Origin of the sequence: Stenotrophomonas sp. 1337, assembly GCF_031455455.1 — a bacterium.
Classification (GTDB): Bacteria; Pseudomonadota; Gammaproteobacteria; order Xanthomonadales; family Xanthomonadaceae; genus Stenotrophomonas; species Stenotrophomonas indicatrix.
This window is the reverse complement of record NZ_JAVDSR010000013.1, coordinates 95,996-120,618: the sequence shown is the minus strand read 5'-3', so window position 1 is coordinate 120,618 and position 24,623 is coordinate 95,996. Positions and strand designations below refer to the sequence as shown.

The following is a 24,623-nucleotide window of genomic DNA, read 5'->3' as shown; positions in this document are numbered from 1 at the left end:
CAATGATCCGCCGATCCCTCGCTGTTGCGCTGGCCACTGCCCTGCTGCCGTTGTCCGCCCATGCCGCCGACCTGCTGCAGGTCTATGAAATGGCGCGCAATGGTGACCCGCAGCTGTCCGCCGCCGAATCCACCCGGCTGTACGACAAGGAAGGCGCCGTGCAGGCGCGTGCTGCCCTGCTGCCGCAGATCAATGGCCAGGCCCAGTTGAGCCGCACCCGCACCGAAGCCGACCATGATGCCAACTCCGGCACGGTCACCAGCAAGCGCCGCAACTACACGATCGACGGTTCGCAGACGCTGTTCAACTGGACGCAGATCAACAACCTGCGCTCGCAGCGCGAGCTGAGCAAGGCGGCTGATTTCACCCTCGACTCGGCCAACGACAACCTGATCGTGCGCACCTCGGCGGCCTACTTCAACGTGCTGGTGGCGATCGAATCGCTGAACGCCGCACAGACCAATGAAGCGGCCGCGAAGAAGCAGTTCGACTTCGCCGACAAGCGCCTGGAAGTGGGCCTGGCGCCGATCACCGACGTGCATGAAGCACGCGCCCAGTACGACCAGGCGCGCGCCAACACCATCGTTGCGCAGAACACCCTGGCCGATAACTACCAGGCCCTGACCGAACTGACCGGCCAGCCGGTGGTCAACCTGAAGGGCCTGCCGGCCGATTTCCGTCCGGAAGTGCCGGCCAACCGCGGCAACCTGGACCAGCTGGTGCAGCAGGCGACCACGCAGAATCCGGCGCTGAAGGCGCAGGAGCTGAAGGTCGGTGCCGCCGAAGCCGGCGTGCAGGCCGCCCGTGGCGGTCACTACCCGACCCTGTCGCTGGGCGGCAGCTGGGGCAAGAGCGCGACCTGGGGCGACAGCGTCGGTGCCGGTTCGCTCTCCCCCGATGCACGCACCAACAGCATCGGCCTGACCCTGAGCGTGCCGATCTTCTCCGGCGGCGCCACCCAGTCCGGCGTGCGCCAGGCGCTGGCCCAGCGTGACATCGCCCAGGATGGTTTCGAGCAGCAGAAGCGCGCGCTGGACCGCAACACCCGCAATGCCTACCAGACCCTGGTGCAGGGCATCAGCGAAGTGGAAGCGCGCCGTTTGGCCGTGGTTTCCGCGCAGAGCGCCTACGATGCCTCGCAGGTCGGCCTGGAAGTGGGTACCCGCACCGTGCTGGACGTGATCCAGAACCAGCGCATCCTGTTCTCCGCACAGCTGGATTACGCGCAGGCCCGCTACAACTTCCTGCAGAACCGCCTGCTGCTGAGCCAGGCCGTGGGTGGCCTGGATGTCGCCGAACTGCAGGACATCAACCGCCTGCTGACCCAGGACGCGGGCAACCCGTCGACGACCACGAACTGAGTCGGCGCGACCGGCCTGGTCAGAAAGCCACCCGCGAGGGTGGCTTTTTTATTGATTGCAGATGGCCTGCGGTGTGTGGGGGGCGCTAGCGCGAACGCCCGGCGCGCCGACGCAACAGGACGCCTGCCAACACGACCGCCAGCACCACCAGCACCGGTAGAAACAGCCGCGACGTGACTGCCGGCAACAGGCACAGTGCGGTTGCCACTGGGGCGAGCACCATCGGGATCAGCCGCCGTTCGCCGGCCGCGGCCCGCACCTGCCACTGGCTGCGGGCAACGCCGAGGCACACGGCGGCCAGGACCAGCAGGCCTGCAGGCCCCGGCAGCTGTGGAAGCCACCCCTCCGGCAGCGACAGCGCCAACGCCGCCGATAGCACGGTCAGCGCCAGCGTCAGCAGCAAACGCGTACCGGTACCCACTGCGCCGGCCTTCGGCGGCCAGACTTCCCTCCCCAGCCGCGCGGCCAACAGCAGCAGCACCAACTGCAGGGCCGCCAGCCCCGCGCCGCCCGCCAACGGCAACAGTGGCAGCAACCACTGCAGCTGCGGGATCCCCTGCAAAGCCACCGACAGCGGCCGCGTGCTGGCCAACGCGGCAAACTCGACGAGGCCCGACTGCAGCGCAGCCAGTACCATCAGCCACAACATCGCCATCAGCACCGCTGCGCCGGCGGCTCTGGAAACCTGCGAACGAGGGCGCGGCACCCGCCCGGAAAACCCTGCCAGCAGGCCTGCACCCAGCAGGACTCCGAGCAATGCCACGCCCGCTGCCAGCACGCCACCCACCCCGAAGCGATAGGGCGCGGTAGCCGATGGCAGCCACGGAATCCAATGCGCGTAGTGCACATGGCGTGCTGCCAGCAACAACAGCAGCAGGCCCACGCCCAGCTTCACCGTCAACAGTGCACTGGCCAACAACAGCGCGCGCGGCGTCCGCAGCACTGCAGCGGCGGCCCCCAGCAGCAGCACCAGGATCGCCGCCGCCAGCGGCAAGGGCAGCCACTGCCCGGGTGCAGCGTCGATGACCTCGGCGGCTGCGTACAGATGACGCGCCATCGATTGCGCCAGCCCTGCGATGGTCGCCGTCAGTTCCAGCAGCAGGGCAATCACCAGTACGTCGGCAGGCAGCCTGCCCCAGGCGGCACGCAGCAGACCATGCAGACCCGAAGCCTCCGGCAGGCGCCGCATCGCCATGCGCAGGCAATACAGCATCGGCACTGCGCCCAGCGCCGCCAGCAACAGGCTGAGGACAATGGCGGGCCCCGCCTGTGCCGCCGTGTGCTGCCCGACCAGGGCGACAACGCTGCCGCCCAACAGCAGGGTCAGCGCCACCACCAGCAGATGGTCGGTGCCCAGCCTCCCGGGCTTCGCGCTGGCGTGCAGCGCGCCTCCGTTGTCGCCGATCATTCAAAGCTCCCTTGATGTCGCCCAAGCGTGGTCGACAACAAGCTGGCAGCCTGACGCGGTAAGCGGAATCGGAATCTGCGCCATACGAACGATGATGTGACAGCTTGCACGCCGTGGTCGGCGCGAGCGGTCCAGCTACGACAGATTCACCACCATCAAGCGGGCTTGATGCAGGCGTTCACGACAGCGCAAAGGCGGGGCGCCCTTGAAACACCTGAGGGCGACAGGCGGGGTCTCAGGCCAGCGGCGGCGGCAGGTGTGGAGCCACCAGCTGCAGGGTCCGCTGCAGCGCGCCGCGGCCATTGCTGACCAGCGTGCAACCGGCGCGGGCCATGTCTTCGCGCGCCTGCACGTCGTCGAGCAGGTGCAGCAGCAGATCACCCACCGCCTGCACGTCCTCGCCGATCAGCAGTGCACCGGCCTCGCGCATGCGCCGCGAGATCTCGGCGAAGTTGTGCAGATGCGGGCCGGTCACCGCTGCGGTGCCCATCGCTGCCGGTTCCAGCAGGTTGTGGCCGCCGATGGCCTGCAGGCTGCCACCGACGAAGGCGACCTGGGCACAGCCGTAGAACGGCATCAGTTCGCCCAGCGTGTCGATGACGAAGACATCGCTACGCGCGTCCGGCCACTGCTGTGCGCGCCGTGTCGACACGTTCCAGCCCTGCTCGCGGGCCAGCGCCTCCACCTTGGGGAAGCGCTCCGGATGCCGCGGCGCCCACAGCAGCAGCAGGTCCGGATGCTGCTGGCGCAGGCGGCGGTGCAGGTCGATCACTGCCTGCTCTTCACCATCATGCGTGCTGGCCGCGATCCACACCGGGCGCGTGGCCGGCACATGGGCATGGAACTGTTCGATGAAGGGCTGCACGTCCGGCGTGGCGATGTCGAACTTCAGGTTGCCCAGTGCCTGCACCTGTTCCGGCGCCGCGCCCAGCTGCACGAACCGCGCAGCGTCATCCTGCGACTGTGCGGCCACGCAGGTGACCGTGCGCAGCGCACGCCGGATCAACGCCGCCAGCACGCGGTAGCCGCGCAGCGATCGGGCCGACAGGCGCGCATTGAGGATGTACACCGGAATGCGACGGTCGCGGCAGCCGAACAGCATGTTCGGCCACAGCTCGGTTTCCAGGATCAGCGCCAGGCTGGGCTGGAAGTGCCCCAGGAAGCGGTTGACGCTGCCCGGCACGTCGTACGGCAGGTACACATGGTCCAGCGCATCGCCCCACAGCGCGCGCACCCGTTCCGAGCCGGTCGGGGTGATGGTGGTGATGACCCAGCGGATGTCCGGCCGCTGCGCGCGCAGCGCATTGACCAGCGGCGCAGCGGCGTTGACCTCGCCCACCGAGACCGCATGCAGCCAGACCCGCGGCTGGCCGCTGGGCTGCGGATAGGACGCATAGCGTTCATCCCACCGCCGGAAGTATTCACGGACCCGGAAGCCGCGCCAGACCAGGTGGTACACGGTGATCGGCAGCAGGAGGTACAGCACGGCCGAGTACAGGCCACGCAGGATCCATTCGACAGGGTCTTTACGCATGCGGCAAGGATACGGGAGCCCCCCGGGAAAGACACGCGGCCGGATTGGTAGAATGGCGGCATGTCCGATGCCACCACCGCCGTCCGTCCGTCGCTGCGTGATCCACGCAACTGGCCGATGTTTGCCGTCATGTTCACTGCCTTCGGGATCGCCCGGCTGCCGTGGACGCTGCAGCGCGTGCTGGGCCGCGGGGTCGGCTCGATCGCCTGGCGCCTGGCCGGCAGCCGCCGTCATGCCGCCGAGGTCAACCTCAAGCTGTGCTTCCCCGAGAAGGACGAGGCCTGGCGCAAGCGTCTGGTGCGCGACAGCTTCGACGCCTTGGGTGTGGGCATTTTCGAATGCGCGCGTTCCTGGTGGGGCAGCATCGACAGCATCCGCCCGCAGGTGCACATCGAAGGGCTGGAACACCTCAAGCAGATGCAGGCCGAAGGCCGCGGCGTGCTGCTGGTCTCGGGCCACTTCATGACCCTGGAGATGTGCGGCCGCCTGCTGTGCGACCACGTCGACCTGTCCGGCATGTACCGCAAGCACAAGAACCCGGTGTACGAGTGGGCGGTGAAGTTCGGCCGCCTGCGCTATGCCAAGGCGATGTACGCCAACGAGGACATCCGCGCGACGGTGCGCCACCTGAAAAAGGGCGGCTTCCTCTGGTATGCGCCCGACCAGGACATGCGCGGCAAGGACACCGTATTCGTGCCGTTCTTCGGCCACACCGCCTCCACCATCACCGCCACCCACCAGCTGGCGCGGATGACCGGTTGTGCGGTCATCCCCTACTTCCATCGCCGCGAAGGCGGGAAGTACTTCCTGAAGATCGGCGCGCCGCTGGAGAATTTCCCCAGCGAGGACGTCGAAGCCGATACCGCGCGGGTCAACCAGGCCATCGAGCAGATGGTGCGCGAGGCACCGGACCAGTACCTGTGGATCCATCGCCGCTTCAAGCGCCAGCCAGGCGGGCGCAGCGATTTCTACAAGTGACGTGAGATTTGGATGGCTCATCCACGCATGGCGTGGATCTACCGGGAATGCCGATCAGTAGATCCACGCCATGCGTGGATGTTCTCTCTTCCGATGCCGGAATCTACAACGGTCAACGACACCAGGCGTGAGGGTAGTCCCCCAGCCCACCAGCCAATCCGGCCCGCACCGGATTGCCCAGGATGTACATCGCCTTGTCATGAAGGGATTCATCGGTACGCACCGCATTGTCGTGATAGCCGTGCTGCCAGAGCGGCCCTTTTCGTCCCGATATCCGGTTCAGCTGCCGGCTGCTGCGTGATTTCAGCAACGCCATGCACTGGGCCAGCGTTCCCTTCTGCAGCTCCATCAACCAGTGCAGGCGGTCGGGCATCACCACCCAGGCGAGGCTGTGGCTGATGCCGCTGCGTTCGACGAAGCGCAGCGCGTCCACCAGCACAGCGACATTGCCTGCGTCGGAGAAGAATGGCTCCCGGCCACGCGTTGTCGTGGTCAGGGAATAGACATTTCCCGTGCGGGAGTAGCGACCGTAGCGGAGTCTGGGGCTTGCCATGGGGACAGACTGCGGTTTGCCCGGTCATCCTTGCATTGGCGGACCACCCTGCGGCCAGTCGGGAAAAGCCGCGACACCGGCCAATGTTCATGGGAAAGCCCATCCACGCATGGCGTGGATCTACTGCTCACCCGCCAGACACGTCCCCGGAGATCCACGCCATGCGTGGATACGACCAGCCACCCCGCACAATCCAGTAGATCCACGCCATGCGTGGATAGGCCCCGTACCGCACACGCAAGTAGATCCACGCTGTGCGTGGACGGGACGTTCCCCAACCCCGCGCGATTCAGTAGATCCACGCCATGCGTGGATGGGACGTTCCCCAACCCCGCACGATTCAGTAGATCCACGCCATGCGTGGATGCGGAGATTACCCGGCGCCCGGCTGATCGTCCGGTTCGCGCGCCAGCAACGTGCCGACGAACAGCGCGGCGAGCAGGACGGTCAAGCCGCCCCAGAACGCGGAATAGAACGCCAGGTGCGTATTGAGCGGGAACACGGTGACCGCCAGTGCCAGCATTGCCGGGCGTGCACGTTCGCGCGCCGGGGCCGGGGCGAAACGCCATGCCCGCCATGCCTGTGCCACCGCCGCCAGCCACAGCAGCAGCCCCAGCACACCTGTCTCGGCCAGGATCTCCAGCACGATCTGATGGGCGTGCAGCGCGGGCATGGTGCCCCACACCGCCGGTCCTTCATGCGCAACGCAGTGGGGATAGGCATCGCGGAAGCCACGTGCACCGACACCATTGATCGGGTGTGCTTCGATCATGCAGGCAGCCGCGCTCCAGATGCGGGTACGACCGGACAGGGCCTGCTCGACCCCGTCCTCGCCACCGTCCCAGGCCATTGCCGTGCGCGCCACACGCTCACGCAGCTGCGGCACGCTGGCCGTCAACACGCCCGCCGTGAGCACAGCGGCCAGTGCCAGCAGGCCCAACCGCTTCCACCCCAGTTGGCGCACACCGCTGTAGACAACCACCAGGCCGAAGGTGATCCATGAGGCACGCGAGCCGGCCAGCAGCAGCACCACGCCCACTGCAGCAGCGGCCAGCAGCCAGCCCGCATTGCCGAAACGGCGCGCCACCGGCAACAACAGGAACGGCGAAAGACTGGCCAGCACCTGGCCGAATTTCAGGTTGCACGGCCCAAGCGCGCCGCTGAGACGGTCGGCCAGCGCGGCTTCTTCAGCCGGGCACAATGCATGGCCGCTGATGGCCAGCTTGATCTGCTGCAGCGACCAGAACCAGGGGCTGGTGCCTGCCAGTGCCTGCACCAGCGCATCGAGCGTCCACAGGCCGGTGATCACCGCCAACCCACCCAGGGTCAGGCGCCGCCGCTGCGGGGTGGCCACGGCGATCGCCACCAGCCACATGAAAGGCAGATAGCGCAGCCCGGCCGCAGCCTTGGTCCACGACGCCGACGGGTCCACGGCATCGAAGGCCGAGAAGGCCTGCGGCAACCAGTAGCCAAGGAAAAGAATCGATGTCAGCGCCCACGCTGCCGGGCTCAGCAGATGGGGGCGATGCTGCACCCGGCGGATGACCATGCGTGCGGCGGCGTACAACGCCCCCAGGCCCAGGACTGTTTCGGCGATACCCGGCAGCGGCCACAACGCGACGTAGGCCAGCACCCACCAGGGTGCCCAGCGGCCGGCGCGCTCATCGCGCAGGGGCGGCGTGGCGTCAGCCAGCGAGGTCGGCATAAAGACGGAGGGTATCGCGCTGCATGGCCTGCAGGGTAAACGGGATACGGCCCGGCAGCGACGGCGGCTGTGCCAGCAGGGCCAGCGCACGTTCACCCAGCAGCTGCGCATTGCCCAGCGGCACGGCGCCACTGGGTTGCAGCTGCTGCAGCAGTTCGCCGACCCCACCATGGTTCCAACCCAGCACCGGGCGGCCGACCGACAACGCTTCGACCACGGTGCGACCAAAAGCTTCCGGTTTGTCCGACAGCTGCAGCACCAGATCGCTGGCGGCGTACGCCTGGGCGATGCGCGCAGTCGGCGTACTGATGTGCACCGCCCCGGTCACGCCCAGTGCGGCCGCCTGCCTGCGCAGCTCTGCCACATAGGCTTCCCGGCCAGGCTCGTCGGTGCCCAGCATCCACAACTGTGCCGGCACGCCTGCTGCACGGACATCGGCAAGCAGCTGCAACGCGTGGGCGTGGCCTTTCAGGCGGGTGCCGCGACCGGGCAGCAGCAACAGCGGTCCGTCGACCTGGGCCAGCCACGGGTAGTCGGCCGCCAGCGCCAGCCGGGGACGCCGATCAGCGCGTGCCACGCGCGGGAACTGGCTGACATCCACCCCGCGCGGGATCACCTGCAGCCTGTCGTGCGGCACCGTCGGGTAATGCGTGTGTACGTAGTCGCGCACGCTGTTGGACACACAGATCACGCGTTCGCCGCTGGTCATCACCGCGCTGTAGCGGCTGGGCGAATTCAGCCCATGCACGGTAGTAACCCAATGCGGGCGTTGCGCCGGCTGCATCGCACGGATCGCGTACAGCCCCAGCCACGCCGGCAGGCGCGAACGGGCGTGGACGATGTCGGCGCCCACTTCGGTGAACAGGCGACGCAGGGTAGGCAGATGGCGCAGCGTCAGCAGCGACTTGCGGCCGATATCCAGGGTCAGGTGCTCGGCACCGCTGTCGAGCAGCGGCTGCACCAGGCGACCACCAGCGGATACCACCAGCGCGCGATGGCCGGCAGCGACCAGGGCCGCGGCGATTTCAAGGGTCGAGCGCTCGACACCGCCGGAGTGCAGCGCCGGCAGCAACTGCACCACGGTCAATCGGCGCATCGAGGGGGCAGCCGTTTAGTCGGCCAGCACGAACACGGCGCCGCAGTAAGCACACTGCGCTTGCCCGTTGGGTTCGTCTTCGATCGGCAGGTACACCCGCGGATGCGAGTTCCACAGCGCCATTTCCGGGGTCGGGCAGCTCAGCGGCAGATCGCTGCGGTGCACGGTGTAGCGCTTTTCGGCGTTGGCGGGCGCGGTGGCGGTATGGCTCATGGCGGATGTCGATGAACGGATTGCGAGGCCTGCGATTCTAGCATCTGGGCCCGGCAAACACCGTGCGCTGCTTGGCCGCTGCGCGCGGCGGCCCGCTTGCAGCCTTCGCCGGTGCAGCCACGTGCGACCGCCCTGCCCCTCCCGCGCTGCCGTCGCCCTGCCTCCATCGGCGGGAAATCCCAGGCAGGCCAGTCAGTTCCGCGCGGAATCGGTCGTCGTTCGAATTTCCCGCATTTGGATCGAACTAAATGGCACTTGTCAGGGCGCTGCCGGCTGTTGCAGCATCGGCAGCGATCCATTCCTGACCCGATCGCATGGCCCGCCCCCCACCGGACCTGCATCGCCTCCCGACTGCCCTGCGGCGGACGGGGCGATGCTGTCCGTGGTGTTCGCCGATGCGGGTTCTGCCTGCCGCCTGCCCTACCGGGAGACCCTGCATGACCCTGTCCGATCCGCGCCGCGCCCTGCTTCCGCTCGCCCTGGCCCTGGCCTGTGCGACCACTGCGACGCCGGTGCTGGCGCAAGGGCTGCAGACCTCCTTCGAGCCGGGCGAACCGGCACCGGCCAGGTCCGATGGCACCTTGTCCATCGACGTCGGCAGTGGCCCCGGCGCGCCGTACGCGGCCAAGCGCAACGTCGGCTACAGCGGCCTGCATGCGTTGCACTACAGCACCAGTGGCGGCCAGGCACGCCGCGAACTGTTCAAGACCGATCTGCCCATCGACACCGACACCACGCTGTCCTGGCTGGTATTGCCGGAGATCGTCGGCAAGGACACCGTGGCCTCCACCTATGTCTCGCTGGACCTGCTGCTGGACGATGGCAGCCGCGTCTCCGCCAGCGGCGCGCGCGACCAGCACGGCGTAGCGCTGGGCGCACGGGCGCAGGGCGATTCGAAGACGTTGTACCCGCAGCAGTGGGCGCGCAAGGCGGTCAGGCTGGGCGACATGCCGGCGCTGAAGGGCCGCCGCGTGCTGGCCATCGAGCTCGAGGTGGCCAGCGCCAATGGCGCGCCGGTGTCGGGCTGGATCGACGACGTGCGCCTGGACGTGCAGCCACGGCAGGCGCCGCAGCGCGTCTCCGACTGGGTACTGACCACGCGCGGAACCCAGGCCAACGGCACCTTCTCGCGCGGCAACAACTTCCCGGCCACTGCGGTACCGCACGGTTTCAACTTCTGGACGCCGGTGACCGATGCCGGCGCACTGAACTGGCTGTACCGCTGGAACGAGCAGAACGATGCGAAGAACCGGCCGCAGCTGCAGGCGTTGGCGCTGAGCCACCAGCCCAGCCCGTGGATGGGCGACCGCCAGACCTTCCAGGTGATGCCCTCCGCCACGCGCGGTGTGCCTGAGGCTGATCGCAGCAAGCGGGCGTTGTCCTTCGACCGCACGCAGGAAAACGCGCGCCCGTATCGCTACGACGTGCGCTTCGACAACGGCATCGCCGCGTCCATCGCCCCCACCGACCATGCCGCGCTGTTCCGCTTCGAGTTCCCCGAAGGCGGCGACGCCAACCTGCTGTTCGACAACGTCGATGCCCGCGGCGGACTCACCCTCGATGCCGCCACGCAGACGTTGACCGGCTACACCGATACCCGCAGCGGCCTGTCCAACGGCGCCACCCGCATGTACGTGGTGGCCAGCTTCGACAGGCCGTGGCGCAGCAGCGGCCAGATCGGCACCGGCCGCCCGACCGGTTACATCAAGTTCGACCCAGGCAGCGAGCGCCGGGTGACGATGCGCATCGCCACCTCGTTGATCTCGGTCGAGCAGGCGCGGCACAACCTGGCACTGGAAATGGCCGCTGCCGATACGCTGGAAAGCGTGGCCGGACGCGCACAGGATGCGTGGGATGCGCGCCTGGCCCGTTTCGACATCGGCAATGCCAGTGACGACCAGAAGACCACGCTGTACTCCAGCCTGTACCGGCTGTACCTGTACCCCAATTCCGGCCACGAGAATGTGGGCACCGCCGCCGCGCCCGAGTGGCGCTATGCCAGCCAGGCCAGCGCCGCCGATGACAACACCGACGGCAGCGCGACGCGCAGCTTCGCACCGGTGCGCGACGGCAAGGTCTTCGTCAACAACGGCTTCTGGGACACGTTCCGCACCACCTGGCCGGCGTATGCGCTGTTCACCCCGGATGATGCCGGGCAGCTGGTACAGGGTTTCATCGAGCAGTACCGCGCCGGTGGCTGGGTCGCGCGCTGGTCCTCGCCGGGCTACGCGGACCTGATGGTCGGCACCAGCTCGGACGTCGCCTTCGCCGATGCGTGGCTGAAGGGCATCGGTGGCTTCGATCCGGAAGAGGCCTACGCCGCAGCGCTGAAGAACGCCACCGTGGTGCCACCGGACCGCCACGTCGGCCGCAAGGGCATGGATCGTTCGACGTTCCGCGGCTATGCCAGCGCCGACGTGCATGAAGGCATGTCGTGGACGATGGAAGGTGCGCTCAATGATTTCGGCATCGCCAACATGGCCGATGCCCTGGCCAAGCGCGCGACCACACCGTCCGCACGCGAACGCTACGCCACCGAGGCCGACTACTTCCGCCACCGCGCCGGCAGCTACGCGACGTTGTTCGATCCGGCCGCCGGCTTCTTCCAGGGCCGCAGGCCCGATGGCAGCTGGCGCCTGCAGGCCAGGGACTACGACCCGCGCGTGTGGGGCCACGACTACACCGAATCCAATGGCTGGACGTTCGCCTTCACCGCCGCGCACGATGGCGAAGGCCTGGCCGCGCTGTACGGTGGCCGCGACAAGCTGGCCGCCAAGCTCGATACCTTCTTCGCCACCCCGGAAACCGCCGACGCCGCATTCGCCGGCTCCTACGGCGGCACCATCCATGAGATGACCGAAGCGCGCGACGTGCGCATGGGCATGTACGCGCACAGCAACCAGCCGGCACACCACATCCCGTGGATGTACCTGTATGCCGGGCAGCCGTGGAAGACCCAGCAGCATGTGCGCGAGATCCTGTCGCGGCTGTATGTCGGCAGCGAGATCGGCCAGGGCTATCCGGGCGACGAGGACAACGGCGAGACCTCGGCGTGGTACGTGCTGGCCTCGCTGGGCCTGTATCCGCTGCGCATGGGTGCGCCGGAGTACGTGATTGGTTCGCCGGCGTTCCAGCATGCGCGCGTCGAGCTGCAGGGCGGCGCGGTGTTGACCGTCAATGCACCGCAGAATTCGCCGGAGAACGTGTACGTGCAGTCTCTGAAGATCAACGGCAAGCCGTGGAGCAAAACCTGGGTGCCGCACGAAGTGATCGCCAAGGGGGCAACCCTGGACTTCGTGATGGGCCCGCAGCCGTCACGCTGGGGCAGCGGCGTGGATGATGTACCGCGCTCGCTGACCGCCCGTGGCCAGCGCCCGCAGTTGCTGCACGATCTGCTCGGCAACGGCGCGCAGGCGGCACTGGCTGATGGCCGTGCCCTGCCCGCGCTGATCGACGACGATGCCAACACGGCCGTGCCGCTGGGCGGCGGCGTGACCATCGCACTGAGCCACGTGGGCGATGGCGTACCGACGATGTACACGCTGACCAGCGGTGACGGCACGATCCGTGGCGGTGAGTGGACGCTGGAAGCGCGTGCCGGCGACGGGCGCTGGGTAACGCTGGACCAGCGACGCGGCGAAGATTTCACCTCGGCGCGGCAGACCCGCCCGTTCCGTATCGCCTCGCCCTCACGCTACGCCGAGTACCGTCTGCGCCTGGCTGCGCCGGGGCGCCTGCAGCTGGCCGAGATCGAACTGTTGGCGCCCTCCCCCCTACAATGACGTCCATGCGCCTACGTTTGCTCCCCCTCGCTCTTGCCGCCCTTGTATTTCCCAGCCTCAGCCACGCACAACCGCAGACCCAGGCCTTCGATGGGCAGGTCAGCCGTGACGGGGTGACCCTGTACTACCAGGATGCCACCGGCGCGCTGGCCGCGCCGGTGCGCAAGCGCATCATCGATACGTTCTACTTTGCTTACCTGCGCGAGCGTGCGGACTTCCGCCCGGCCGCGCCGAACGAGGTGCGCATCGTGATCGATCCGGCGTACAACGGCGTCGCCTTCGTCGGCGACAAGGACAAGGCCAGCACGATCACGATCAATCCGGGCTGGCTGGTCCAGCACCCGGATGACATCGATCTGGTCACCCACGAAGCGATGCACATCGTGCAGGGCTACCCCAGCTATGGCGACAAGCGCGTGCCGGGCTGGCTGGTGGAGGGCATCGCCGACTACGCCCGCGATCGCTACGGCATGAACAACGCCGCTGCCGGCTGGGCGTTGCCGGACAAGCTGAGCCAGGGCCAGACGGTGGAAAGCGGCTACCGGGTGACCGGTGCCTTCCTGAAGTGGGCCGAAGCGGCGCACCCGGGACTGGTGCTGGCACTGGACAAGGATCTGCGCGACGGGCGCTATGCGCCGGCGCTGTGGCAGAAACACACCGGCAAGACCCTGCCGGCGCTGTGGGCGGAGTATGCCAAGCCGCGCTCCCCGGCCCCTGCGCCGCCGCCCGCGCGACGCGCGAAGCGGCGGTAAGCTCGACGTTGCCGGGGCGATGCCCCGGCTTTCAACGTGACTGCACGAAGCCGGCGTACAGCGCGAACAACTGCTGGAAATACCGCTTGCTCACTCGACTGCGCATGACACTGCTCCGCCCATGGAAAGTTGGTCGGGCCCAGGGTGGGAAGGCCGGTCCGGTCCCTTCCCACGGCCAGGCCGCGTGGGCGTATTGGGCCGCAGCGAGGTTGCAGGGCGATTACCGGGCGGCTGCAGTTCTCCGGTAGCGCCGGGCCATGCCCGGCGGAACATGCCCGGCGGAATGCAAGAAGCGCCGCGCTGCGCGGTTGCCGGCCAGCGGCCGGCACTACCGTTTCGGCGCTGCTTCTCCGGTAGCGCCGGGCCATGCCCGGCGGAATACGGGAAGCACCGCGCTTCGCGCTCGCCGGGCATGGCCCGGCGCTACCCGATCCGGTTTCCGCGTTGCGGAAACAGAAACGCGCCCCGTGGGGCGCGTTTCTGCAGATCGCAGCGGAACGAAGGCTTATGCCTTCTTTTCCGCTTCGATCTGCTTGCGGATCTGCGCATCAACCGCGGCGATCGCGGTCATGTTCAGGATCCGGCGCGAGGTCGCGCTGGTGGTCAGGATGTGCACCGGCTTGTTGACGCCCATCAGGATCGGACCGATCGCCACGCCATCGGTGAACACGCGCACCAGGTTGTAGGCGATGTTGGCCGCTTCCAGGTTCGGCAGCACGAACAGGTTGGCACGGCCCTGCAGGGTCGAGCCCGGCAGCAGCTTCTGGCGCAGGGCTTCATCCCATGCGGTGTCGCCCTGCATTTCGCCGTCCACGTTCAGACGCGGGTTGCGCTTGAGCAGCAGCTCGCGCACCTGGCGCATCTTCAGCGCATCCTTCGAATCGTGGCTGCCGAAGTTGGAGTGCGACAGCAGTGCCACCTTCGGTTCGACGCCGAACAACTTCATGCGGTAAGCGGCCTGCAGGGTCGCTTCGCACAGCTGCTCTGCGGTCGGGTCTTCCTGCACGTGGGTATCGACGAAGAAGAACACGCCCTGCTGGTTGATCACGCCGGTCATCGCCGAGGTCGAGGTGACCTTCGATTCCAGCGGCAGCACGCTGCGCACGTAACCCAGCTTCTTGTGGAAGCGGCCGACGATGCCGGTCAGCATCGCATCGGCTTCGCCACGGGCCACCATCACCGCAGCGATCAGGGTCGGGCGCGAACGCATCAGGTTCTTGGCGGCGGCCACGGTGACGCCACGACGGCCGGTCAGGCCGTGGTAGTACTGCCAGTATTCGTTGAAGCGCGGGTCGTCATTGATGTTGGTGACTTCAATGTTCTCGCCGATCTTCAGGCGCAGGCCGAGGCGCTCGATGCGCGATTCGATCACTTCCGGGCGGCCGATCAGGATCGGATGTGCCAGGCCGTCGTCGACCACGTTCTGCACCGCCTGCAGCACCACTTCTTCTTCGCCCTCGGCATACACCACGCGCTGCTTGTCGCTGCGCGCGCGATCGTAGACCGGCTTCATCATCAGGCTGGTGCGGTAGACGAACTGCGACAGCTTCTGCCGGTAGGCTTCCATGTCGGCGATCGGACGGGCGGCCACGCCCGAATCCATCGCGGCCTGGGCCACGGCGGCCGACAGCTCCACCAGCAGGCGACGGTCGAACGGACGTGGGATCAGGTATTCGCGGCCGAAGCTGGGGGTCTCACCGCCATAGGCAGAGCCCATGTCGGTGGCGGCGCGGCGGGCCAGCGCGGCGATCGCGCGCACGCAGGCGATCTTCATTTCCTCGTTGATCGCGGTCGCACCGACGTCCAGCGCACCGCGGAACAGGTACGGGAAGCACAGCACGTTGTTGACCTGGTTCGGGTAGTCCGAACGGCCGGTACCGATGATCGCGTCCGGACGCGCGGCGCGCACCAGTTCCGGCATGATTTCCGGGGTCGGGTTGGCCAGGGCGAAGATCACCGGGTCCGGCGCCATCGTCTTGACCATCTCGGCGGTCAGGATGCCCGGCGCCGACAGGCCCAGGAAAATGTCCGCGCCATCGACGATCTCGGCCAGGGTGCGCTTGTCGGTGTCGCGCGCATAGCGCAGCTTTTCCGGGTCCAGGTCGGTACGGCCGGTGTGGATCACGCCTTCGCGGTCGAAGGCCAGGATGTTCTCCGGCTTCAGGCCCAGCTGCACCAGCATGTTCACGCAGGAAATGCCGGCCGCGCCCATGCCCGTGGTCGCCAGCTTCACTTCTTCGATCTTCTTGCCGGTGATCGCCATGGCGTTCAGCACCGCAGCACCGACGATGATCGCCGTGCCGTGCTGGTCGTCATGGAACACCGGGATCTTCATGCGCTCGCGCAGCTTGCGCTCGACGATGAAGCACTCCGGTGCCTTGATGTCTTCCAGGTTGATGCCGCCGAAGGTCGGCTCCAACGAGGCGATGATGTCGACCAGCTTGTCCGGGTCGTTCTCGTCCACTTCGATGTCGAACACATCGATGCCGGCGAACTTCTGGAACAGCACGCCCTTGCCTTCCATCACCGGCTTGCCGGCCAGCGCGCCGATGTTGCCCAGGCCCAGCACCGCGGTGCCGTTGGAGATCACCGCCACCAGGTTGCCGCGGGCGGTCAGCTCGCTGGCCTGCTGCGGATCGGCCTTGATCGCTTCACAGGCGTACGCCACGCCCGGCGAATACGCCAGCGACAGGTCGCGCTGGGTCAGCATGGGCTTGGTAGCGGAAACCTTGATCTTGCCGGGCGGAGACATCCGGTGGTAATCGAGGGCGGCCTGTTTGAAATCTTCGTTGGACATCGATGTGGGTTACATGAATGGGCAGAAGGGACAGGGGATCATACCCCCGTTGGAGCGGTCGGACCTGTCGCTATGCTGTCGCAGTGATGCTGCGACCGCACAATTCCATAGCGTATGCGACGTTACCAGAGCACAGCTTCGGCGCTGGCGATGACAGCCGTGGGACGCCTTGAAACGCTGCGGGGCCGTGCCACTGCTGTGACCGGCCCCGCAGTACCACACACCCGGATCAGCCCTTGGCGGGCAGCGCCTCGGTCATCGCCAGCGGCACGGCATCGACCGGCGGCGGCAGTTCGCTTTCGCGACCATCCAGCGCCAGCTTCAGGCGGTCGCGGTCCAGCGCACCTTCCCAGCGCGAGACCACCACCGTGGCCACCGCGTTGCCGATGAAGTTGGTCAGCGAGCGGCACTCGCTCATGAAGCGGTCCACGCCCAGGATCAGCGCCATGCCGGCCACCGGCACTTCCGGCACCACCGCCAGGGTGGCGGCCAGGGTGATGAAGCCGGCACCGGTGACGCCGGCAGCGCCCTTGGAGCTGAGCATCGCCACCAGCAGCAGCGCGATCTGGTGGCCCAGGGTCAGCTCGGTGTTGGTGGCCTGGGCGATGAACAGCGCGGCCAGGGTCATGTAGATGTTGGTGCCGTCCAGGTTGAACGAGTAACCGGTGGGGACCACCAGGCCGACCACCGACTTGCTGCAGCCGGCACGTTCCATCTTCTCCATCAGCGACGGCAGCGCCGACTCCGACGACGAGGTGCCCAGCACCAGCAGCAGCTCGGCCTTCAGGTAACGGGCCAGCTTGAACACCGAGAAGCCACACAGGCGGCAGACCACGCCCAGGATCACCGCAACGAACAGGAACGCGGTGAGGTAGAACGAGCCGACCAGCCAGGCCAGGTTGACCAGCGAGCCGACGCCGTACTTGCCGATGGTGAAGGCGATGGCACCGAAGGCACCGATCGGCGCGGCCTTCATCAGGATGTGCACCAGCTTGAACACCGGCGCGACCAGCGCTTCCAGGAAGTTCTGGATCGGCTTGCCCTTCTCGCCCACCGAGGCCAGCGCGATGCCGAACAGCACCGCCACGAACAGCACCTGCAGGATGTTGCCGTCAACGAAGGCGCTGATCAGCGTCTTCGGGATGATGTCCATCAGGAAGCCGACCAGGGTCAGGTCGTGCGACTTCTCGACATAGCTGTGCACCGCGGTCTGGTCCAGCTCGGCCGGGTTGATGTTCATGCCGGCGCCGGGCTGCACCACGTGCGCCACGATCATGCCGACGATCAGCGCCAGCGTGGAGAAGAACAGGAAATACGCCATCGCCTTGGCGAACACCCGGCCCACCGTGCGCAGGTGGGTCATGCCGGCGATGCCGGTGACGATGGTCAGGAAGATCACCGGGGCGATGATCATCTTCACCAGGTTGATGAAGGCATCGCCGAGCGGCTTCATCTTCTCGCCGATCAGCGGCTCGTAGTGGCCGAGGACAGCACCCAGGACGATCGCCACGATCACCTGGAAATACAGTTGGCGGTAGAGCGGCAACGGCTTGCTGGGCACCGGCGCAGCGGTCGGGATGTGCATGGCGGACTCCGGAAGGGGCGTTTTCAGGCACGTACGGCCCCGGAAATGCACGGGAACCGTTACCGTGGAAACTGACCGCACGCCCCGTGACTGCAGGCGCAGGGGTGCGACCAATGGACGCCTTTGTACGCGCCGGGCACGCCGGCGCAGATAACCTATTGGTACTAGCCCCCCGGTTCAGGTGGCTGCGCTGCCTACACTGGCGCCGCACCCCTGATCGCGGGGACGCCGGTGGCCCGACCTGAACGGCCGGGCGCGTCATTGCGAAAGTTCCGGCCATCGCGGCCGTTGTTGTCCTGTCCACACGCAATCCGAGAGAGCCGCACCACCCATGCGCCCGATTCCCACCTTGCTGGCCCTTTCCCTGGCCGCCCTCCCCGCCTTCGCATCCGCTGCGGATTTCGACAACTGGCCGACCAAGTACGCCTTCGGCGACGGCACCGAGCTGGCCGCTACCGCCAACATCGCCTACGACTACAACGACTTCTCGTCCGCCAGCGGCATCGAGGATGACGATGCGGTGCGTCGCAAGGAGTTCGGCGCGACCCTGAAAAAGAAGGGCGTGTACGACGCAATGGTCTACTACGACTTCCAGGCCGATACCTGGCTGGACGTGTTCGTGCGCTTCGAGAGCAAGGCGTTCTTCGGCCGCGATGTCGGCCGCTTCCGCTTCGGCTACATGAAGACCCCGGTCGGCCTGGATGCCAACACCTCCTCGCGCGCCGGCAGCTTCCTGGAAACCGCGCTGCCCGTGCAGGCGTTCTACGCAGGCCGCCGCACCGGCGTGGAATGGGTGCTGGAGCGTCCGCAGTACCTGCTGCAGGCCGGCGCCTATGGCGGCAAGGACCTGCAGGGCGACAACCCCGGCACCACCCAGGCGGTGCGTGCGGTGTGGACGCCGGTGAAGGCACCGGGCGATGTGATCCACCTCGGCCTGGCCTATTCGCAGGAAAATCCGCGCGGTTACCACGATGGCCGCGACGTGCACCACGAAGCCAGCGCGCGCCTGCGGGCCCGTCCGGAAGCCGGCCTGACCGATATCCGTCTGGTCGATTCGGGGGCGCTGGTCACCGCCGACCAGATCCGCCGCACCGGCCTGGAAGGCATCTGGATCCGCGGTCCGTTCTCGCTGCAGGCCGAAGCGCTGCAGGCCACCGTCACCCGCAATGATGGCAAGCCCGACTACACCGGCCACGGCCAGTACGCGATGGCCAGCTGGGTGCTGACCGGCGAATCACGCCCGTACAACGCCGGCGCCGTTGCCAACATCAAGCCGGCGCACGACTACGGTGCGGTGGAACTGGTGGCCCGCTACAGCCGCCTGGACCTGGACGACGGCAGCATCCTCGGTGGCCGCCAGCACGACCTGACCCTGGGCGCGAACTGGTACCTGACCAGCCACTTCAAGTTCCAGGCCAACTACGTGAAGGTCGACGCCAGCCGTCGCGGTGTGCGCAGCACCCCGGAGATCTTCGAACTTCGCGCGCAGATGCACTTCTGATCCCTTCCACGCGTCAGATCCCGGCGGGCGTGCATGCCACGCCCGCCGGCCCTGCGTAGACTGCCGCCATGTACTGGCTCAGCCGACACCGCCTGCAGTTGCTGACCGTTCTGGTGATGGTGGCCGGCACCGTGCTGTGCGCGGCCGCCGCAGGCCACTATGCCTGGCGTCGCGCGCTGGGCACCGAAAGCGCGCAGGTGCAGCGCCAGCTGCAGCTCTATGGCCAGGGCCTGCAACAGCGCATCGACCGGTTCGGCACCCTGCCGCAGGTGATGGCGCTGGACCCGGACCTGCTGCATGCACTGCAGGTGCCGCCTTCCCCCGCCGAGCGGCAGCGCCTGAACCTCAAACTGCAGCGCGCCAACCAGGTTACCCGCACCTCGACACTGACCCTGGTCGGCCGCGATGGCGTGGCCGTGGCCGCCAGCAACTGGGACCAGCCGACCAGCAACGTCGGCGAGGATTACAGCTACCGTCCGTACTACCAGCAGGCGCTGGCCCATGGTCGTGGTCGCTTCTACGGCATCGGCATGACCACCGGCGTGCCCGGCTACTTCATGTCCGAGGCCATCCTGGATGCCGACAGCCAGCGCATCGGCGTGATCGTGATCAAGATCGAGCTGTCGGCACTGGAACAGGAATGGTTGAACAGCCCGGACGTGGTGCTGACCAGCGACAACCACGACGTGGTGTTCCTGGCCAACCGCGATGCCTGGCGCTACCGCCTGCTGCGCCCGCTCGGCACGGAGGAACGCCGCGAGATGCGCGCGGCGCGGCAGTATGCCGACCGCTCGCTGCAGCCGCTGCGCGTGCGCACCGAGGACGTGCTGGCCGATGGTGGCCGCATGGTGCGCCTGCTCGACCCGGCACTGCCACAGGCGATGCTGTGGCAGACCCTGGCGCTGCCCGACGAAGACTGGAGCCTGCACCTGCTGCACGACGCCAGCGCGGCCACCAGCGCCGGCCGCGGCGCGGCAGTGGCCGGCGCCGCCGCTTGGCTGGCGCTGGGTTTCCTGGTGCTGTTCGTGCAGCAACGGCGTCGCCTGTCCAAGCACCGCCAGCGCAGCCGGCGTGAACTGGAAACCCTGCTCAAGCAGCATGCACAGGAACTGCGGACCGCCCAGGACGGCCTGCTGGAAGCCGCGACCGATGCCGACGTTGGCTTGAGCCGCAGCCTCGAACATCTGCCGCAGGGCGTGGTGGTGATCGACAAGGAACAGCGTCTGGTCGCGTGGAATTCGCGCTATCTGGAATTGTTCCGCTTCCCGGCGGGGCTGGTGCGGGTGGGCCGCCCGATCGAGGAACTGTTCCGCTTCAACGCACGTCGCGGCCTGTTGGGGCCCGGCCCGATCGACGAGGCCATCGAACGCCGTCTGACCCACCTGCGCAGTGGCCGCCCGCACATGCGCGAGAGCGAGAAGGACGACGGCACGGTGCTGGAGATCCGCGGCAACCCGCTGCCCGACGGTGGCTTCGTCACCAGCTATGCCGACATCACCAGCTACAAGAACGCTGCACGCGAGCTGCGTTCGCTGGCCGATGCGCTGGAACACCGCGTGGCCGAACGCACCCAGGATCTGGACGAAGCCCGCCGCGAAGCCGAGCAGGCCAACCGTTACAAGACCCGCTTCGTCGCCTCGGCCGTGCACGACCTGCTGCAGCCGCTGAACGCCGCGCGCATGTTCGTGTCGGTGCTGCGCGGCAAGCTCACCGACCCCGAACAGCAACAGACCAGCGACCATATCGACGCCGCACTGGCCGCGCAGGACGCGATCCTCAACAGCCTGCTGGATATTTCACGGCTGGAGTCGGGGTCGTTGCAGGTACGGGTGCGCGCATTCGCGCTTTCTCCTTTGCTGGAAACCCTGGCGCGCGAGTTCGGCATCGCCGCACAGAGCCGCGGCCTGCAGCTGGACTGGGTGGACACCCGTGCGGTGATCGTCAGCGACGAAGCACTGCTGCGGCGCATCCTGCAGAACTTCCTGTCCAATGCGCTGCGCTATACGCCACGTGGCCGCGTACTGATCGGCTGCCGGCGTGCAGGCGACCAGCTGCGCATCGAGGTGCATGACCAGGGCCCAGGTATTCCGGAAAGCCTACAGGGCGAGATCTTCGAGGAATTCCGGCGCCTGAACGACGGCGTGGAGCAGGAACGGGGCGCCGGCCTGGGCCTGGCCATCGTCGAACGCATCGGTCGACTGCTCGGACACCGCATCAGCCTGCGTTCCACGCTGGGCAAGGGCAGCGTATTCGCGGTGAGCGTGGCACTCGGACGCGCCGACGAGGTGATTGCGCCGCCGACGGCGCCGGTCGTCGCGACCGAACCGTCCGATGACAGCCCGCTGCGCGAATGTCGGGTCTGGAGCATCGATGATGACCCGCATGTCTGTGCGGCGACCCGTGCCCTGCTGGAACGCTGGGGCTGCCATGTGGAACTTGCCGATGGCCCCCAGGGGGCACTGGAAATCGCCAGTGCGCTGAACGTGCCGCAGCTGTTGCTGCTGGACGTACGCATGGGGCAATGGCACGGACCGGACCTGTATGAAGCGCTGTGCACGCTGTGGAAGGCGCGGCCACCGGTGATCCTGGTGACCGCTGAGCGCGATGATGCGCTGAAAGTGCATGCTGCCGAGAACGGTTGGGGCTTCCTGCTCAAGCCCGTGCGGCCGCCGGCGCTGCGGGCGTTGATGACGCAGCTGCTGTTGCGGCATCGGCGATAGACGACTCCTCCACGAAGGACATCGCCGTGCCACTGTCCGAGTGGCGTTGCTCCCTGCTGACTCCGCACCGAATCTCCTCGCCTCTTCGCGCTATATCCGCAGAGTGCGAAAGAGCGAGATGCGCAGCATAGACCCATAAGGCGTGGACAAATTCCGAGCAAAGACAAGCAGTCCCCTGACAGACCTACGCTGCTGAAGTACGGAATATCTAGTTCCCCGGCAGATCGGCCGACCACAACGTAGGTAAATAATGGACAAGTGTTCTCTTGGTAGCGTTGTTCTTGCAGCTGGCTTGGCACTGGCAACCGGCGATGCAAGTGCAGAAAGTGAAACAACCTTCAATGGCGTGAGGTACCGCTGCACAAACAGCTGTGTCGTCAATGTTGACACTTCCGGAGCTTGGAAAGTCACCGATTGCTGTGGCGGACGCGTAAGAACAGTGTTCCAGACAACCCGACCGCCGGACTGCAATGGGCCGTTTGATTGTCCCATTGATTGACAGCCACAGCCCGCGACCGAGGATCCACCGTGAGTTCCAATCACATACCCAGTTCGATCATACAAATCTCACGCCTGATCACTGCAACACTGCTATGCATGTGCTGCGGAGGATGTACCGATGACAGAGCGTCAGGTGCCAGCACCATTTTTGATAAGACCGAGGCAGACGCACAAATCAATCAAGCGAGATCGAGCGATCTCAGCACACAGCCCTTGGCTACGCGATCAAAAACAGACAACTCGGCGGCGACCATCCATCGCGCAGTCTCATCACTCGAACATCTTCAGTCAGAATCCGCACTCATCTTCGACGGCGGAATCTCAAGCCAGATTGCCGGAGACCTCCTGCGCTCCGGCAGAAACACGTCAGACGCGATCGACCGCATGACCCAGGACGCTGCTTCCAGCACCGAGGCACAGGATCTCGCAAAGCACTACCGATCCTCAATAACACGCGCAATGAGTGAGGACGCCGTACTGGAGCGTCTGTCATGCGGCCTTAGCATCTGCATCGGCATCGCTCGAGCCAGAAGCAATGCCGACCATGAAGCCTGGGGGCGTAGGCTTGCATCAGACACGTCCTCCCCGACCTACAGCTACGCCGAAGCATCTGAGAATCTCGGCGCAGGATATGAGAACAGATTCATATTCTCCACCGATCCAGCGATGAATTCGATCAGCGGCAATTAATCCTTCAACCAGACTGAAGCATCCCAATGCATCAGGTCGCAAAAGGCCCGCATCCCTGATGAATCTGGAAAGAACCATCTTTGTACAGATACCAAGCTATCGAGACGTTCAGTTGTTACCCACGCTGAAGGATATGATAGGAAACGCGACTTCACCATTTCTGTTGCGCATTGTCGTCTGCTGGCAACACGGAGACGAGCAGGACCTCCAGACCTTTGAAGCGAACGGATTTGAATTGACCCATACAGCAAGCGAAGAAGGCTCGACAGTCCACTTCTTACGGATGCATGGTGCAAGCATCGAGTTGATCGACATGGACTATGTTCACTCCGAGGGATGCGGATGGGCAAGAAACCTGGCCCAGCGGCGCTACCGGGGTGAGCACTACAATCTTCAGATCGACTCGCACCACCGCTTTTCAGGCGAATGGGACGTCAAGATGAAGAGCCTACTCGAGCTTCTAAGGGTACGCTCACCAAAACCGCTTCTAACAGGATATCCCCCCAGCTTCGAGCCTGACACCTATCCTTCGGGAAGGCAGGAGTACACAGCTGCAATCATCGTCGACTCCTTCTCGCCAAGCGGTGTAGTCAAATTTCGATCTGTCCGCCTCCCCTCTCCAGCTCATGGTGAGATCGCATTCAAGGCGAAATTCGTAGCCGGCGGATTCATCTTCTCCGACGGGAGCTTCACACAGGAAGTAATGAGCGACCCTGATCATTTCTTCTGCACGGAAGAGATCGCAACATCCATACGAGCGTTCACAAAGGGATATGAGTTCTACCATCCATATGTACCCCTACTGTGGCATCTGTACGACAACCATGCCCCAAAGGTCTGGGACGACCAGTCAGAGCCGCCAGCAGCCAACTCCGCCACCTCCATGACACTCGAAGATCGCTCCAGCGCGGCGCTACGAAAGACACTCGCTCTGGTCGGCCTTCTTGCGGGATCCGATATAGAAGACTTAGGAATCTTTGGACTGGGCTCACAGCGCACATTGCTTCAATATGAGCGATACGCTGGAATCAACTTTCGACTCCGAGCAGTTCGCAAGGAATCCCTTACTGTCCAAGAACCAATCAGTTTGTCTGAGACCATTGAGGAGAATGAATGGAAGCGGAGTCTCGTCTACTTCCGCGCAATGCGAGTCCACATTTTCTGCACCACTCGCTGTCCTTCCTTCCCGGCCTCGGTGCTCGTCTCTTCCTACTCGTCGGATGGCGCAAGGCAGTCCACCCGCGAGTTGTCCAAGCCCGAAATGAAAGCTCTTTCAAGAGAAGGTCAAGTCGAGTATGTCGACACACTCAGGGCACCGCTAGACCAACTGCCTGTCCGCTATGCGGTACATGTGCGCAGCGACGATACGCCGACGGACCATCAGCTTTCGATCTTCGTTGAAGAGGTCCTTCTCTGACGGCAGCAGTAGACGAAGGATTTCCGCCTG

The 24,623-nt window shown here is 66.0% G+C and carries 16 protein-coding genes; 8 read left to right on the top strand and 8 right to left on the bottom strand.

Annotated features, from left to right (window positions below; all coding sequences use genetic code 11):
* The first annotated feature begins 2 nt into the window (after positions 1 to 2).
* Positions 3 to 1,361 (top strand): TolC family outer membrane protein, encoded by a 1,359-nt coding sequence (locus tag J2X70_RS17135; RefSeq protein WP_025874136.1) that lies wholly within the window; start codon positions 3 to 5, stop codon positions 1,359 to 1,361.
* Positions 1,362 to 1,446: 85 nt separating this feature from the next.
* Here the strand turns inward: J2X70_RS17135 and J2X70_RS17130 are convergent, their stop codons facing one another.
* Both J2X70_RS17130 and waaA read right to left on the bottom strand, forming a co-directional pair.
* Positions 1,447 to 2,769 carry an amino acid transporter gene (locus tag J2X70_RS17130; protein ID WP_309911362.1) on the bottom strand — a complete coding sequence of 441 codons (1,323 nt, stop codon included), beginning with the start codon at positions 2,767 to 2,769 and terminating at the stop codon, positions 1,447 to 1,449.
* A gap of 235 nt (positions 2,770 to 3,004) precedes the next feature.
* Entirely contained in the window at positions 3,005 to 4,303 is a 1,299-nt protein-coding gene (gene waaA, locus J2X70_RS17125) for a lipid IV(A) 3-deoxy-D-manno-octulosonic acid transferase (RefSeq protein ID WP_025874134.1), read from the bottom strand.
* Positions 4,304 to 4,363: 60 nt separating this feature from the next.
* Between waaA and J2X70_RS17120 the strand changes: the two genes are divergently transcribed.
* On the top strand, positions 4,364 to 5,281 hold the full coding sequence (locus tag J2X70_RS17120) for an LpxL/LpxP family Kdo(2)-lipid IV(A) lauroyl/palmitoleoyl acyltransferase (protein WP_025874133.1): 918 nt from the start codon (positions 4,364 to 4,366) through the stop codon (positions 5,279 to 5,281).
* Positions 5,282 to 5,393: 112 nt separating this feature from the next.
* On the opposite strand, the gene J2X70_RS17115 is transcribed toward J2X70_RS17120, so the two are convergent.
* From J2X70_RS17115 to J2X70_RS17100, 4 genes are all read right to left on the bottom strand, one after another.
* On the bottom strand, positions 5,394 to 5,834 hold the full coding sequence (locus J2X70_RS17115) for a transposase (protein WP_309911359.1): 441 nt from the start codon (positions 5,832 to 5,834) through the stop codon (positions 5,394 to 5,396).
* A 373-nt stretch (positions 5,835 to 6,207) separates the two neighbouring features.
* Complete coding sequence (locus tag J2X70_RS17110) at positions 6,208 to 7,539, bottom strand: O-antigen ligase (protein WP_279208696.1); 1,332 nt, start codon at positions 7,537 to 7,539, stop codon at positions 6,208 to 6,210.
* Positions 7,520 to 8,635, bottom strand: coding sequence for a glycosyltransferase (locus J2X70_RS17105; RefSeq protein WP_025874130.1), 1,116 nt, complete (start codon positions 8,633 to 8,635; stop codon positions 7,520 to 7,522). The genes J2X70_RS17110 and J2X70_RS17105 overlap by 20 nt, the downstream gene beginning before the upstream one ends.
* A 15-nt stretch (positions 8,636 to 8,650) precedes the next feature.
* A complete protein-coding gene (locus J2X70_RS17100) occupies positions 8,651 to 8,848 on the bottom strand; it encodes a zinc-finger domain-containing protein (protein ID WP_025874129.1) in 198 nt (65 codons plus the stop codon).
* A 437-nt stretch (positions 8,849 to 9,285) separates the two neighbouring features.
* On the opposite strand from J2X70_RS17100, the gene J2X70_RS17095 reads away from it, so the two are divergent.
* Together J2X70_RS17095 and J2X70_RS17090 are read left to right on the top strand one after the other, a co-directional pair.
* Positions 9,286 to 12,630 carry a GH92 family glycosyl hydrolase gene (locus J2X70_RS17095; protein WP_309911356.1) on the top strand — a complete coding sequence of 1,115 codons (3,345 nt, stop codon included), beginning with the start codon at positions 9,286 to 9,288 and terminating at the stop codon, positions 12,628 to 12,630.
* Positions 12,627 to 13,382: a basic secretory protein-like protein gene (locus J2X70_RS17090; RefSeq protein ID WP_032951610.1), complete on the top strand. Its 756-nt coding sequence runs from the start codon at positions 12,627 to 12,629 to the stop codon at positions 13,380 to 13,382. The genes J2X70_RS17095 and J2X70_RS17090 overlap by 4 nt, the downstream gene beginning before the upstream one ends.
* Positions 13,383 to 13,887: 505 nt before the next feature.
* On the opposite strand, the gene J2X70_RS17085 is transcribed toward J2X70_RS17090, so the two are convergent.
* Both J2X70_RS17085 and J2X70_RS17080 read right to left on the bottom strand, forming a co-directional pair.
* The gene (locus tag J2X70_RS17085) at positions 13,888 to 16,179 is read right to left on the bottom strand and encodes an NADP-dependent malic enzyme (RefSeq protein WP_025874126.1); all 2,292 of its coding nucleotides are present in this window, start codon (positions 16,177 to 16,179) and stop codon (positions 13,888 to 13,890) included.
* A 229-nt stretch (positions 16,180 to 16,408) separates the two neighbouring features.
* Positions 16,409 to 17,764 (bottom strand): dicarboxylate/amino acid:cation symporter, encoded by a 1,356-nt coding sequence (locus tag J2X70_RS17080; RefSeq protein WP_025874125.1) that lies wholly within the window; start codon positions 17,762 to 17,764, stop codon positions 16,409 to 16,411.
* Between the two features lie 331 nt (positions 17,765 to 18,095).
* Between J2X70_RS17080 and J2X70_RS17075 the strand changes: the two genes are divergently transcribed.
* The 4 genes from J2X70_RS17075 to J2X70_RS17060 all read left to right on the top strand — a co-directional run bounded on the left by J2X70_RS17075 (position 18,096) and on the right by J2X70_RS17060 (position 24,593).
* Positions 18,096 to 19,265 carry a porin gene (locus tag J2X70_RS17075; protein ID WP_059065060.1) on the top strand — a complete coding sequence of 390 codons (1,170 nt, stop codon included), beginning with the start codon at positions 18,096 to 18,098 and terminating at the stop codon, positions 19,263 to 19,265.
* Positions 19,266 to 19,333: 68 nt separating this feature from the next.
* Positions 19,334 to 21,985 (top strand): PAS-domain containing protein, encoded by a 2,652-nt coding sequence (locus tag J2X70_RS17070; RefSeq protein WP_309911353.1) that lies wholly within the window; start codon positions 19,334 to 19,336, stop codon positions 21,983 to 21,985.
* A 528-nt stretch (positions 21,986 to 22,513) separates the two neighbouring features.
* On the top strand, positions 22,514 to 23,176 hold the full coding sequence (locus J2X70_RS17065) for a hypothetical protein (RefSeq protein WP_144435801.1): 663 nt from the start codon (positions 22,514 to 22,516) through the stop codon (positions 23,174 to 23,176).
* A 58-nt stretch (positions 23,177 to 23,234) separates the two neighbouring features.
* The gene (locus J2X70_RS17060) at positions 23,235 to 24,593 is read left to right on the top strand and encodes a GlcNAc-transferase family protein (RefSeq protein WP_080278284.1); all 1,359 of its coding nucleotides are present in this window, start codon (positions 23,235 to 23,237) and stop codon (positions 24,591 to 24,593) included.
* The last annotated feature ends 30 nt before the right edge of the window (positions 24,594 to 24,623 follow it).

Excerpts from the sequence above, each read along its gene's own strand:
- J2X70_RS17135 (WP_025874136.1), top strand. The coding sequence starts at position 3 with ATGATCCGCCGATCCCTCGCTGTTGCGCTGGCCACTGCCCTGCTGCCG.
- J2X70_RS17130 (WP_309911362.1), bottom strand. The coding sequence starts at position 2,769 with ATGATCGGCGACAACGGAGGCGCGCTGCACGCCAGCGCGAAGCCCGGG.
- waaA (WP_025874134.1), bottom strand. The coding sequence starts at position 4,303 with ATGCGTAAAGACCCTGTCGAATGGATCCTGCGTGGCCTGTACTCGGCC.
- J2X70_RS17120 (WP_025874133.1), top strand. The coding sequence starts at position 4,364 with ATGTCCGATGCCACCACCGCCGTCCGTCCGTCGCTGCGTGATCCACGC.
- J2X70_RS17115 (WP_309911359.1), bottom strand. The coding sequence starts at position 5,834 with ATGGCAAGCCCCAGACTCCGCTACGGTCGCTACTCCCGCACGGGAAAT.
- J2X70_RS17110 (WP_279208696.1), bottom strand. The coding sequence starts at position 7,539 with ATGCCGACCTCGCTGGCTGACGCCACGCCGCCCCTGCGCGATGAGCGC.
- J2X70_RS17105 (WP_025874130.1), bottom strand. The coding sequence starts at position 8,635 with ATGCGCCGATTGACCGTGGTGCAGTTGCTGCCGGCGCTGCACTCCGGC.
- J2X70_RS17100 (WP_025874129.1), bottom strand. The coding sequence starts at position 8,848 with ATGAGCCATACCGCCACCGCGCCCGCCAACGCCGAAAAGCGCTACACC.
- J2X70_RS17095 (WP_309911356.1), top strand. The coding sequence starts at position 9,286 with ATGACCCTGTCCGATCCGCGCCGCGCCCTGCTTCCGCTCGCCCTGGCC.
- J2X70_RS17090 (WP_032951610.1), top strand. The coding sequence starts at position 12,627 with ATGACGTCCATGCGCCTACGTTTGCTCCCCCTCGCTCTTGCCGCCCTT.
- J2X70_RS17085 (WP_025874126.1), bottom strand. The coding sequence starts at position 16,179 with ATGTCCAACGAAGATTTCAAACAGGCCGCCCTCGATTACCACCGGATG.
- J2X70_RS17080 (WP_025874125.1), bottom strand. The coding sequence starts at position 17,764 with ATGCACATCCCGACCGCTGCGCCGGTGCCCAGCAAGCCGTTGCCGCTC.
- J2X70_RS17075 (WP_059065060.1), top strand. The coding sequence starts at position 18,096 with ATGCGCCCGATTCCCACCTTGCTGGCCCTTTCCCTGGCCGCCCTCCCC.
- J2X70_RS17070 (WP_309911353.1), top strand. The coding sequence starts at position 19,334 with ATGTACTGGCTCAGCCGACACCGCCTGCAGTTGCTGACCGTTCTGGTG.
- J2X70_RS17060 (WP_080278284.1), top strand. The coding sequence starts at position 23,235 with ATGAATCTGGAAAGAACCATCTTTGTACAGATACCAAGCTATCGAGAC.